General features: G+C 68.6%; 7 protein-coding genes and 5 pseudogenes. 8 read left to right on the forward strand and 4 right to left on the reverse strand.

The window, feature by feature from the left end; all coding sequences use genetic code 11:
- The 7 genes and pseudogenes from RKD23_RS00005 to RKD23_RS00035 form a co-directional block, all read left to right on the forward strand.
- A pseudogene (locus RKD23_RS00005) lies at positions 1–221 on the forward strand (hypothetical protein); the annotation flags it as partial.
- A 213-nt stretch (positions 222–434) separates the two neighbouring features.
- A pseudogene (locus RKD23_RS00010) lies at positions 435–1229 on the forward strand (serine/threonine-protein kinase); the annotation flags it as partial.
- A gap of 451 nt (positions 1230–1680) precedes the next feature.
- Positions 1681–1809 (forward strand): annotated as a pseudogene (locus RKD23_RS00015) (DUF456 domain-containing protein); the annotation flags it as partial.
- Positions 1810–3044: 1235 nt separating this feature from the next.
- Positions 3045–3350 carry a hypothetical protein gene (locus RKD23_RS00020; RefSeq protein WP_424851631.1) on the forward strand — a complete coding sequence of 102 codons (306 nt, stop codon included), beginning with the start codon at positions 3045–3047 and terminating at the stop codon, positions 3348–3350.
- A 313-nt stretch (positions 3351–3663) separates the two neighbouring features.
- Positions 3664–4137: a hypothetical protein gene (locus RKD23_RS00025; RefSeq protein WP_424851632.1), complete on the forward strand. Its 474-nt coding sequence runs from the start codon at positions 3664–3666 to the stop codon at positions 4135–4137.
- 393 nt (positions 4138–4530) lie between these two features.
- Complete coding sequence (locus RKD23_RS00030; RefSeq protein ID WP_424851633.1) at positions 4531–5316, forward strand: DUF5707 domain-containing protein; 786 nt, start codon at positions 4531–4533, stop codon at positions 5314–5316.
- A 278-nt stretch (positions 5317–5594) separates the two neighbouring features.
- Positions 5595–6457, forward strand: a pseudogene (locus RKD23_RS00035) (IS5 family transposase).
- A gap of 20 nt (positions 6458–6477) precedes the next feature.
- Here RKD23_RS00035 and RKD23_RS00040 read toward each other — a convergent pair.
- Entirely contained in the window at positions 6478–6813 is a 336-nt protein-coding gene (locus RKD23_RS00040; protein WP_424851634.1) for an ankyrin repeat domain-containing protein, read from the reverse strand.
- A gap of 574 nt (positions 6814–7387) precedes the next feature.
- Positions 7388–7597: a hypothetical protein gene (locus tag RKD23_RS00045; RefSeq protein ID WP_424851635.1), complete on the reverse strand. Its 210-nt coding sequence runs from the start codon at positions 7595–7597 to the stop codon at positions 7388–7390.
- A gap of 289 nt (positions 7598–7886) precedes the next feature.
- Between RKD23_RS00045 and RKD23_RS00050 the strand changes: the two are divergent.
- A pseudogene (locus RKD23_RS00050) lies at positions 7887–7985 on the forward strand (TetR/AcrR family transcriptional regulator); the annotation flags it as partial.
- Between the two features lie 8 nt (positions 7986–7993).
- On the opposite strand, the gene RKD23_RS00055 reads toward RKD23_RS00050, so the two are convergent.
- Positions 7994–9940: a YncE family protein gene (locus RKD23_RS00055; RefSeq protein WP_424851636.1), complete on the reverse strand. Its 1947-nt coding sequence runs from the start codon at positions 9938–9940 to the stop codon at positions 7994–7996.
- A gap of 299 nt (positions 9941–10239) precedes the next feature.
- Positions 10240–12738, reverse strand: a complete 2499-nt coding sequence (gene fxsT, locus RKD23_RS00060) for an FxSxx-COOH system tetratricopeptide repeat protein (RefSeq protein ID WP_424851637.1) — start codon at positions 12736–12738, stop codon at positions 10240–10242.
- Between the last annotated feature and the right edge of the window lie 9 nt (positions 12739–12747).

A 12747-nucleotide genomic window follows, 5' to 3' on the forward strand; every position in this document is an offset into this window, starting at 1 on the left:
CGGACGGCCAGTACCTGTATCTCCGATACCGGCACGGTGAGGGCTGCGTCGAGTGGCATCCCGGCCCTGACGATGATTCCGACACGCCGGAGTCTTGGAACGAGGGCCGCTCAGGGCTCCTGATCGAATGGGCCGACGGCACCGGCGGCGGTGTCATCACCCTTGAGGACTTCCTCGCGGCAGCGGGCTTGGAGTTGACGCCGGATGCCTCGGTGAGTTGAGGTCATGGCACGCAGTCAAGGTGCGGAGCCAGATGACGAGGGCAGCCGCGGTGACGGGGCCGAGGAACGAAGGATGTCGCCTGCGCGCCGCACCGGCACGTGCTGCAGTTTCAAAGGATGCGCGAGATCGCCGGGTCAGCGCAGGAAGTCCAGCACAGCCTTGCCGAGTCGGGCGTCTCTTCGGTTAGGCGCCGACGGCACAATGGAACTCGGATGGCGGCCGGGGACGAGGGGGCGCACGTGCGGGCGGGAGAGGTGCTGGCGAGCCGATACCGGCTTGAGGAGCTGCTTGGCCGTGGAGGCATGGGGGAGGTCTGGCGCGGGTTCGACACCGAGCTGCAGCGCGCGGTTGCCGTGAAGCTTCTGCTCGGTCTTCCTGCGGACGACCGGATCGTGGCTCGGTTCCGGCGCGAGGCGCTGATCGGCGCGCGACTGCAGCACCCCGGCATCACCGTCGTCCACGACGTCGGCTGGCATGACGACCGCCTCTTCATTGTGATGGAGTTGCTGCAGGGCCGGGACCTTGCGTCACGCATGGCGGAGTCGCCGGAAGGGATCCCGGTAGCGGAGGCGGTCCGCCTGGCCGTACAGGCTGCGGAGGCGCTGGACGCCGCGCACAGCCGCTCAGTGGTGCACCGCGACCTGAAGCCTGCCAACCTCTTCCTCCTCGTCGGCGGCCGGCTGCAGATCTGCGACTTCGGCATCGCGCGCATCATCGACGGGTCGACTGTCCTCACCGCTACCGGCGGAGTGATCGGCACGCCCGCGTACATGGCCCCGGAGCAGTGCCGAGGGGAGCCGGTCACCGCCCACTGCGATCTGTACGCGCTCGGGTGTGTGCTGTACGCCCTGCTCACCGGTACCCCGCCGTTCGGCGCCGACGGGGCGTGGCCGGCGATGATGCTGCGGCATGTGGAGGAGGCTCCGCGAAGCGTGCGCGAGGTCCGTCCGGAGGTGCCACCGGCGCTCGACGCTCTGGTGCTGCGGCTGCTGGCGAAGGACGCGCGGGAGCGGCCGGATTCAGCGGGCGAAGTGGCCCGGCTGCTGCGGTCCTTCGGCGGTCCCGGCGCGCCGGGGCAAGCCGGCACAGGCGCGGACCGTCACGTATCCGTTGGGGATGGTGAGGCCCCTTCTGGGCTGGGCCGGGTCGCTGCCGCGGACGGCAAGCTGACCCTGGAGGTCCGCCAGACGGTCGTGCGCCTGCTCGCCGAGGCCGAGCAGGAGACGCGCGCCGCCAAAGAGCGCGACGAGACCGAACCGCCACGGCCCAGGCCTGCGGAACTGGCCCGGATCGCGGCCTACGTCGACCCCGCCCAGCCCCCGCCCTCGATACGAACACGGGCACGACCCGATACGCCCCCTCACCTACAGAGCGCTTCATCCCATGCAGCCAACAACACCCTCGACAAGTCTCATCGTCGCAGGCCACGAACACCCCCCACTAATTTGACCAAGCCCGGGCCGGCACGACGCGACGCAGGCGGCGCTGCGCACGGCCATGTGGCAGGGCGGCTCCAGCGTGCTGGCGGAGCTGTTCACCTGCCAGCTGATCGCGGGCGCGTGGCTCGGCGCAGTGATCTGGGGATGAGCAGTTTTCGGACTGCCGCACGGAACGGTGTCCTCCGCACCCTGCGGGGGAACAACATGGGCTCCTGGTCACCGTGGGATACGGGGGGTTGCATGGAGACGGGTGATCTCGCCGCCGTCGCGGTGGGGGTCCTGGCGGCCGTGGCGACGGGTACAGCGACCGGAGTGGGGGAACAGACCGGGGCCGCCGTGGTCCAGGTGGTACGCGAGCGGCTCGGGACCTCGGAGCGCGGGCGGACGGCGCTGGCCCGGCTGGAGGCCGGCGAGGCCGCTCCGGGAGCGAGGGCGGAGGCCGCCACGGTCCTCGACGAGGAGCTGCGGGCCGACCCCGGGCTGAGGCACCTGCTGTCGCTCCATCTGAACGCACCGGTCACGCACACGACAGGCAGCGTGGTCATCAACGGGGGCAGGGTACGCAGCAGCCAGATCGCGCTGGGGCCGCTGACGATCAACAAGCCGAACACGCTGGGCGGACTACTCGGCCTGGTGATCGCTCTGCTGGCCGTGGTCGCCCTCGTCGTCTACGGCGGGCTGAACCTGGTCGGCGCCGCTGACTCCTCGGGCGACGACACGAAGCCCGTACGGGCCCGGGCCCTGAGCGTGGCCGAGACTCAGGAGATGATGCCGCGTCCGGACGACCTGCCGGAGGGCTGGGAGACCGGCATGGCTCCGGCCGCGGCGGCGAACGGCAGAGGGACCTGTCACCTGGGCGGCTCGGACTACCTGGCGGCTGCTGAGGAGGAAGGTATACGCCCGGCGGTGGAGTTCCGGGCGTACGCCTGCCCGGACGCCCAGGCGGCGGGCGAGGTATACAAGTGGCTGACGGAGCCCGACGAGGAGCACGAGTCCCCAGTGGTGATGCCGAAGTTCGGCGACGAGAGTACGGCGATCACCTACCTCGACCAGGACGCCGAGGCGCCGGAATACTCCCCGTTGCCGGAGCATGTCGTCGCCAGGGCGCGGGTGGGAACCGTCGCCATCGAGATGGACTACGGGCCCGTCTCCGAGGCGTCCGACCACCTGGACCGCGCGGTGGAGCTGATGCGGATGGCGTGCGACCGCGCGCGCGGGGCGCAGGCAGGCTCCTAGCCCGGCCGGCTTGCGGCATCGGGGGCCCGCAGTCACCGCCGTGACATCTCCGGGTGTCGCACCTGGGGTGTTGCTTCGTGTCTCCATCTCGAAGTATGGCGGACAGCTAGGACGGCACTCCAGGCCTCTGCGTGGGAGCTGTACTGGATGCGGTTGCCGCTGATCGCCGCCTGCACTGGGGTCGACGAGGCGGTTGAACGGGCCCGAGCCCACCCCGAAGGCAACACCTGGTACGCGGCGGAGCCCATTGCCCGCCTCCTCGCTGGTGCCGGGCGCACCGAGGAAGCCGTCACCGTGCTCCAGCAGCACGACCGCAGAAACAGCCATGACCTCGCCGGATACCTCATCGACCTCGGCCGCGTTGAGGAGGCCCTGGCCATCCTGTCGCCCCCCGCCGCCGCTCGTGCCGACGACGCACCTGTGGTCGGACGAGCCACCATTCTGAAGCTCTGACCTGCGGTTGACGACAGCCAGCACCGGTGGGCCACCCGCCTGGGGGGACATACGGGCTTCGAGGTAGGCGGTCCAGTCGGTGGCCGCGCGGCGCCGCCAGTGCTCTACGAATCCGCGCCCGCCCCGAGAAGACCCCTCGCCTCCCACGGTGAAGCACCGACCAGGGAGCTACGGGCAGCTATCACCCGGAGCCGCGGTTCGTACGCGCCCCCGCTGGCGGTCACCACCGGGGAGCTGATGACAGCTGTCCTGCTGAACCTGACTCGGCAATCACAGTGGCGGTGGTGCAGCGACATACCCGATGATCGGCTCCATGGATGTCGTCGTTCAACGAGTACGCACGTCATGGACGAAGGCGTCCCGGGGCGGGGCGGGGGCCGCCGCACGAAATGCAGCCCCCACGGTGTTCCTACTCCCACTTGGCCTGAAGTCCGGCCTGCACGAGGTCGACATGCAGGAGTCCGACGCATTCAGACCGAAGCCCTCTGAGCAGGACCTGTCGGATCCCGGCCTGGTTCTTCGCGAGACCGACGGACTGCTACGAGTCCATCCACCAGAGACATCGATCTTCAGCATGCCACGACGCAACCGCCGCCCTCCGTCGGTCCGACTCGCTCCCGGGCAGTGGCTGCAATGGCAGATCAACTACCGGTTCGTCGGCAGCACGGGCGGGCCGTGGTCATACCGACTCGATACGTACAACATCTCCTACGGCCCCGCCTCGCCCAAGGTCTTCCTGGGCACACCACCGACACGCAGCGTCGACGAGCGCGGCTTTCTACGCTGAACCGTGAGGACGCTGGGGACGTTCACAGAGGTGGTCATCAGAGGAAGGTCCCTCAGGCTCACGACAGTTGAACAGGTGAGCTCACCTGTACCAAGACCATTGACCGCATCACGCAGCGGCATCGCCGGGCCGCCCGGTTCTCCCAGCGGGTCGTCGCTGCGGGCGGGGGCGATCAGGGGAACCGTGCGCACGGCCGGGCGGCCCGGCGGCCGGTTCACACGGTGCGCAGAAAGTCGGACCACCACACCCGCCCGGCGGGGCGGGCTCTTGCGGCGTACAACCATTCCCCGACACGGCCCGTCTGACCACTCGACGAGTCGCAAGACTCCCCGCTCTCGCTGGCCCGCGGGAAAGCTCTACCACCGCGGACCTTGTTCTCACATGAGGAAACACATGCGTATACGTGCCGCTGCGGTCGCCGTGACGACCTGCGCCGCTCTGGCTCTGGGCGCTCTAACCGTCCCCGGGGCGCAGGCTGCCGAAGGACCGACGATCACGAAGGTGGTCGTCAACGGTGGCAAGAACATCGTCGTGGGCCCCAGCGCTGTCAAGAAGTTCACCGCGTCCGTGACCGGCTCGGACCCCTCCGGAGTCATCTCGACCGGCCTTTATCTGTGGTACGGCAGTGGGTCCGCTGCCGAAGCCAAGGGCCAGATCTCCCCTGCGGGCGAGCGCACCTGCACCGCGTCCAGCACCACGACGACCACCTGCACCTACCCCTTCCAGGTCATGGCCAATTCCAGGGGGTACACCAACGAGGTCTCCAACTCCCTCGCGGGCAGCTGGCATGTCTCCGCCTGGGCCTTCTCCAAGAACCGTGTGCAGACCGTGGACGATACCTTCACCACCGTCAAGGTTCAGCGGGCCTCCAGACTCACCGTCAATGCCACGCCCGAGCCGGTGAAGAAGGGCAAGACCATCACGATCACTGGTGCGCTCTCACGCGCGAACTGGAACACCCACACATATGCCGGCTACGCCGGACAAACCATCAAGCTGCAGTACCGCACCAAGTCGAGCCTGACGTACACCACGCTCAGGACCGTCACCACCAGCAGCACCGGCACCCTCCGGGCCGCTGTGACCGCCACGGCAGACGGGTACTACCGGTACTCCTTCGCAGGCAACTCGACCACCCCGGCCGTCAACGCACCCGGAGACTTCGTCGACGTGCAGTAGCACACCCTTCACGCACCAGCGACTGCAGGGCTTGGCCCTGTTCACGAGGAACGGCGCCGGGGCCCGCAAAAAAAGAGGCACCGGCTGACGAACCCGCCGACCACACGATCGGACAATCTCGTGGTGGGCTGACTGTTCGGTGTCCGTGAGCGAGACGGTCGCGGATGTCGGCGATCACCCAACGTGTGCGTGCCACGGAAATTGAGCCAGAGCCCCTAGGGCCTGTTGCGAACGTGGATCTTGACCGTGGATGATCACGCCCTGCGGGGCGTGGTGATCTGACGAACGGGCAGTGGGCCCGGCTGGCGCCGTTGTTGCCGAGGGGCATCAAGCCTGGCCGTCCGCCGGTGTGGTCGCGAAACGGCAGATGATAGACGGCATGCGGTGGCGGACCCGGACTGGTGCCCCTTGGCGGGACGTGCCCGAGCGATACGGGCCCTGGGACCGGGTCTAGGACCTCTTCCGTCGTTGGCAGCGCTATGGCACTTGGGGCCGGATCGTCACCCAGCTGCAGGCCCAGGCGGACGCGAAGGGCTTGATTACCTGGGAGGTGAATGTCGACTCCACCGTTTGCCGGGCTCACCAGCACGCCGCCGGGGCGGTGAAAAGGGGGACCTGCAAAAGGAGCCACCCAGCAGCATTGCCGTTGAGCCAGCTGACCACGGGCTCGGACGTTCCCGGGGCCGGGCTGACCACCAAGTTTCATCTCGCCGTCGAGCAGAGGCAGAAGCCTCTGTCCGTTGTGATCACTGCTGGTCAGCGGGGTGATTCTCCGCAGTTCGAGCCGGTCCTGGAGGCGATCCGGGTGCCCCGGCTGGGGCGCGGACGGCCCCGTAACAGGCCGGACCGGGTGCGGGCCGACAAGGCGTACGACTCCCGCCGCAACCGGGCCTACCTGCGAAGACGCGGAATAAAGGCGACCAGCCCGGTCCCTGCGGACCGGGCTCGCAACCGCCAGAAGCTCGGCTCCCGGGGCGGTAGGCCGCCGAAGTTTGACATGACCGACTACCGCGAGCGCCACGCCGTCGAGTGCGGGATCAATCGGCTCAAGCGCCACCGGGCCGTGGCCACGAGGTACGACAAGCTGGCCGTCCGCTACGAGGCGACCTTGCTCGTCGCAGTCCTCAACGAGTGGCTATGACCAGCGCGTTCCCAGCGGCCCTAACGCGGAGAGATGAAACGCTTGAGCAGTGCTCGTCCCATGACATGACCGTAGTGTTCGGCGACCTGCATGGGTGTTTCCCCGTCGTCGGCTGGTAGCTGAGGATCTGCGCCGTACGCGAGCAGGATGGCTGTTGCTGCCGTGTTCCACGGGTATCCCGTCTGCAGGTGGCCGTCGCCCTCCACGTCGAGCGCATGCGTGAGCAGCGTGTGGCCGAAACACCTTTCGTTCGGATCCGTTCCAGACGCTAGGAGAACGGTGAGCGCCTCGTAGTCACTGGCCTCCACGGCCTTGTGCGCGGGCGTCCAATTCGAGTCGTCAGACGTGTCAGTCATCTGACGAAGACTACGAGTCGGCTGCTTACTCCTGTCGGAGCCCTGGCACTTCCACAACAGGCCCTAGACTTGAGATTTAACGTCGCGAGTCCAGACGCGACACAGGTGAGTGTCCGGCTGGCTGATCAGGCTCGTGCACTGCGGGTGTTGCCACGGACTCCATACAGGTGCGCAGGGCCTCTTCATCCACCTGGCCGTGGTCGAGCAGATGGTGGGCCACGGTCGTGACCTGCGGCCAATACAGCCTGATCAGTGTGTCGGCCCTGGAGTAGACCTCGGCAACGTCAACATGCTCCCAGGACTCGTGCAAGGCTTCCGGCGCCCGGTTCCCAAGTGAATCGGACCGGACGCTCGGCCTTCACCGCCCTCAGGTTCGATTGGTCGCCAAGGCCCCGATCACGTCATTGAGGAAGGCGGTGGTAGGGGTGAGGAGACTTTGTTCACCCAGCCACTGATGTGCCGCACGCACGCCTGACACATGGAACGTCAAGACGTGATTGAGATCTGCGTTGAAGGGGCCGAGTGCCACATGCTCCGTCTCCACGTACATACCGGGCGGGGCTGGTTCCGGGCTCTAGTGGTTGTGCAGAGTGGCGCTGGTGACGGGCAATCCGAGCACCATGCCGACGACAGCGTGTCCGGCTTCGTGATGGGCATCGCGTGTGCGCAGCAGTTCCGCGGTGAGGCCGCCGGTAGCAGTGTCGGGGGTCAGGATTTCGTCGGTGAACGGGTTCGGGTACTGAGTGTGTATGTCCAGCCCGTTGACACTGCCCTCGAACCACATGCCGTGCATCCTCCGTAACTGGACTGTCGACGCGCGCAGTTGATCGTGAAACGTCGGCGGCCCCGCCCAGTATCCCGCATGAACTCGCGACGTTAAATCTCAAGCTAAAGGCTGTTGCAGAACGGGATCAGCGCTCGGTTTCCGCCATGATCTAGTCCGTCACACGAGGCGTTCTGTCCAGCTTCATGGCGACTGGTGACGCTCGTTGATCTCCCGTGCCAGGCGTTGCGCGATCTTGGCAGCCGTTCTGCAACAGCCTTTAGAAGTGAACGAAGCCCAATGCGACACCCGCGGCGGCGACACCGTCGCCGAGATGCTCGACCGTGACTTCGACTTCGCCCTGGATTTGTTGGTCGCGGGCATCGAAGCCATGGCCGAGCGCGGCTGACCCGTACGTCAGTTGGTGAAGTAGAGGTACTTCCAGCTGCCGTACGTCGTGGAGTTGACGGAGTCGCCGGACGTGCCGTTGACATAGACGGACCGGACGCGGGCCTTGACGCCGGCCTCACCGGGGGCGCCGAGGTCGACGGAGGACTTGCCGCTGGTACCGAGGGCGAAGTACTCGGAGGCCAGGTTGTGCCAGCCGCCGTCGTAGTAGGCCTGGAGGTCGAAGCGCTGCATGCGGCCCGGGTAGTACGTCATGGTCGTGGTGAGCAGCGGGTTGGTGCTCTTGCGGAACCAGTAGTACGACGTGGAGCCGATCGTGCCCGTCCTGTAGTGGCGGGACACGGCCGTGGAGACGCGGACCTTGGCGTACGCGGTGACCTTGACGGTGCGCGGCTTGTAGCGGGAGTCGCCCTTGAAGACGGCGTAGACGGTGGTGTCGCGGGCCATGTCGACGACGCCGGAGATGTTGCCGGACAAGTTGACGGTGCCGGACTTGACCAGCCGCTTGGGGCGGTCGGTGCCGAAGGGGTCGGCCCAGATCTCGACGGTGCGGTTCTTGTACGTGGTGCCGAGGTGCGCGGTGAAGCGCACGTCGGCGCCGTACGAGTACAGCTTGCCGTTGTTGTTCAGCGTCAGCGCGGGCGTGGCCCGGGAGACGGACACCTTGTCGTAGGCGCTGGCCGTGGTGTGCTCGGCGTCGCCCGCGTAGGACACCCGGTAGGTAACGGTGCCGCCGGAGTACGGGGTGTCGGAGAAGGCGTAGGTGCCGTCCGCCTTCAGCTTGGCCGCGGGCAGCGTCGCGCCGTCCGGGTGCTCCATGTCGGTGCGGGTCACCTTCAGCAGGGTGCCCGCCGGGAGCTTCACCGTCGCCGTGACCTTGCCGGTGACGGTGAGGGGCTTGGCGCGGGTGGCCGTGGAGGCGGCGTTCACCGTGATGGTGGGGACGCTGAGGGTGGGGCCGGCGAGGGCCTTCAGGGTGTAGGTGCCGTCGGTGCCGGCCAGGGCGAACAGCCGCGAGCCGTCGGGGGCCCATGCCACCTCACCAATGCTGGACGTCCCGGTGTCGAAGCGGCGCACCGGAGTGTTGGCGCCCTGCTTGTACACGTTGACGTGACGGTCGTACGCCTGAGCGATCAGGCCGTTGGACGCGACATCGCCGGACCAGCCGGTCTCTGTGAGCCCCTGGGTCTCCGCAAACGTGCCGTCGGCGTAGGAGAGTTTCCGGTAGCCGTTCCAGAAGAGCCGGGGTCCGCCGGGGATGAGGTCGAGGTCGCCGGTGTACCTGTCGCTGCCGCTCTTGGCGACCACCTGCGGGGCTGCTGCGGAAACGTCGAGCACGTTCAGTGCACCCGCACTGTCGCCTGTGTCCGCGACGGCCAGCAGTCCGGGCGAGGACGCGCCGGCGTCGAGGATCGCCGCGTTGTAGTACGGGGCGACCGCCTCGGGGAGCTGACCGAGAGCCACGGCCGCTGCCGCGTCGGAGGCGGCGGGGTCGATGGAGCCCAGGTTGCCGTGGAAGTAGCCGTTCTCGTCCATCGTCCGGTATGAGAACCACAGCCGCCCGCCCGCGAAGGCCGTCTCACGCGGGTCGCCGGCGCCGATGTCGTAGCGTGTCTTGACCTGCAGCGTTGTCGCGTCGAGGGCCACGATTTCGTGGCTGGTGGGCAGGGCCGCATACAGAGTGAGACCGTCCTCGGAGAGCGCGAGATCGCTGGGGCGGCCGAAGCCGACGTTCATGCCGACCAGCGTGCCGTTGTAGTCAGCGGCCAGGATCCGGCCATTGTCCTGGTCGGCTACGAAGACACGCTTGAGGACGCCGTCCGCGACAAGCCCGACAGGCTGGGTGAGAACGGCGGGCGCGGCCGATGCGGAGCCGGCCGTGGCTACGACGGTCAGGACCGCCGAGCTGAAGAGGACCGCGAGCGCTGTCGCGGTCGAGATGCTGCGCGTACGCACAGTGCTGTGTACCCCCACGAGGAAACCCGGCCGTGTTGACGGCGCCGCGCAACGCCCGGACATGCCCGCGCAAAGGCGGCGGCGTCCGGGGCGCGGCTGCTGGGGGCAGCGTATGGCATGCCTGTGCCAGACGAGAACGCAGTTTCGAGCCGGACCTTGCGAACCGGACGCAGGCTGCTGCGCGCGCATGCGGCAGCCATCGTGTCGAACTCCAGCTGCACCGCAGAGGGGGGCTTGATCGAAACCGTGCACGGAATGGTTCCAAGAGACGCCGGGCCCTCTGGCGAACCGAGCAGCGGTCAGGATCCCCTGGTATCGCTGTCGAGTGCGGCAAGGGCCGTGGTGAGATTGTCTCGGACCGCCACCGTGATCGGGTGGTTTTCGCCCAGCACCCGCACCGCATCTGTGAGCGTCTGCTCGTACAGCGGGATCGCGCGGCCCAGGTCCCCCGCCGACTTGTAGGCAAGGGCGAGGTTGTTGCGGGAGGACAGGGTGTGGGGGTGGTCTTCGCCCAGGACCCGGACCCGGTCGGCCAGCGTCTGCTCGTACAGCGGGATCGCGCGGCTCAGGTCCCCCGCCGACTTGTAGGCAAGGGCGAGGTTGTTGCGGGAGGTCAGGCTGTGGGGGTGGTCTTCGCCCAGCACCCGCACCATATCTGTGAGCGTCTGCTCGTACAGCGGGATCGCGCGGCTCAGGTCCCCCGCCGACTTGTAGGCAAGGGCGAGGTTGTTGCGGGAGGTCAGGCTGTGGGGGTGGTCTTCGCCCAGCACCCGCACCATATCTGTGAGCGTCTGCTCGTACAGCGGGATCGCGCGGCCCAGGTCCCCCGCCGACTCGTAGGCGCCGGCGAGGTTGTTGCGGGAGGTCAGGGTGCGGGGGTGGTCTTCGCCCAGGACCCGGACCCGGTCGGCCAGCGTCTGCTCGTACAGCGGGATCGCGCGGCCCAGGTCCCCCGCCGACTCGTAGGCGCCGGCGAGGTTGTTGCGGGAGGACAGGGTGTCGGGGTGGTCTTCGCCCAGCACCCGCACCATATCTGTGAGCGTCTGCTCGTACAGCGGGATCGCGCGGCCCAGGTCCCCCGCCGACTCGTAGGCGCCGGCGAGGTTGTTGCGGGAGGTCAGGGTGCGGGGGTGGTCTTCGCCCAGGACCCGTACCCGGTCGGCCAGTGTCTGTTCGTACAGCGGGATGGCGCGGCCCAGGTCCCCCGCCGACTGGTAGGCAAGGGCGAGGTTGTTGCGGGAGGTCAGGGTGCGGGGGTGGTCTTCGCCCAGCACCCGGGCGTAGTGGGCGAGTGCGCTGTGGTGGTATGTGGCGGCGCGGCCGGGCTGGCCCTGGTTGTCGAGGAACAGCCCGGCCGCATTGAGGATGCGGGCGGTTGTGGCGGTGCCGTGGACGGTGTGCTCGGTGAGGGCGTCGATGTGGGGGAGGAGGGCGCGCCAGCGGGGCCAGGTGGCGGGGATGTCGTAGGTGGGGGGGAGGGTGGAGGCGAGTGCGGTGGTGGCTTTCTCGTGTGCTGCGTCGATGAGTGCGGGGGTGCGGTGTGGGTCGTCGGGGTCGGGGGTGCGGGCCAGGGCCTGGACGAGCCGGTGGACGGCCAGGGTGCCGGTGGGCGGGTCGGGGGTGACCATGCTGTAGGCGGTCAGGAGGCCGAGTGCGGTGTTCCGGGTGGGCGGTTCGGCGGGGCCGGCGGCGTCGAGCAAGGGGGTGGGGATGTGGTCGGGGGCGTACCAGGCCAGGGTGCGCAGCAGGTCGGCGGCTTGGGGCTGGAGGTTGGTGATGCGGTCGAGGGTGATGTTCCAGATGCGGGCGATGGTTCGTTCGGCGGGGGTGTGGGCTGCGCCGTGCTGGTACATCGCTGCCGGGTAGCGGGTGAGGAGTTCCAGGTAGGTGTGGGGGGTGGTGAGCGGGTTCTGTGCGAGGTAGGCGGCGGCGTGTTCGATGGCGAGGGGGAGGTGGCCGAGTGCGGTGCACAGGTCGGCGGCGCCGTCGAGGTTCCGTCCGGGGCTTGTGGTGGTGGCGATGCGGGTGAGCAGGGCGAGGGATTCGTCTGGTTCGAGGATGTCGAGGCGGACCAGGGTGGCGGCGTCGGTCCAGGCGGTGGCGAGGCGGCTGGTGATCAGGAACCGGCCGCCTCTGGCTCGGGCGATCAGGTGGGCGATGTCGGCGGGATCGTTGACGTTGTCCAGGACGATCAGCCAGCCGGTGTGACTGGCGAGCCACTGCAGACCCCACTCGGCGAGTGCCTCGGTTGTCAGGGCCTGGGCCAGAGCGGGCTGCAGGGCGGTGGCGAGACTAGCGAGCCCCTGCCGGATGGCGGCGGGGCCGTCGGCGGTGATCCACCGGATGGGGGCGTGGCCACGGGCAGCGCGGGTCGCGGCCCACTGGGCGGCCAGAGTGCTCTTGCCGATCCCGCCCAGCCCGTGCACCGCCTGCACCAGGGCCGCGCCAGCGGCCGCGAGGGCGGCGTCGAGGCGGTCGAGTTCGCGGCCACGCCCCACGAACAGGCCCGGCCGGTACGGCAAGTCGTCCAGGCCGGCGGGGGCGTCCACCTCGGCCGGCGGGCGCAGCGCCTCGGCCGGCAGGCGCACGGTGGAGTTGTAGATGCCGGAGACGGCGATCCCCCCGGTGGCGGTGGCGTTCCCGCTGCGGAACACCTCCTGCCAGGTACCCCCAGAGCTGGGCACCGGGGGCTGCCGGTCGCCGGCGGCCGGTGCTGCGCCGTTGCTGCCCTCCCTCGCCTGCACGGACGCGGCGGCGTCCTCGGCCGGGCCGTCCTTGCGCCGCGGCCACCGGACCACGTCGTCCCC

Origin of the sequence: Streptomyces sp. SAI-170 (assembly GCF_049739565.1) — a bacterium.
Taxonomy (GTDB): domain Bacteria; phylum Actinomycetota; class Actinomycetes; order Streptomycetales; family Streptomycetaceae; genus Streptomyces.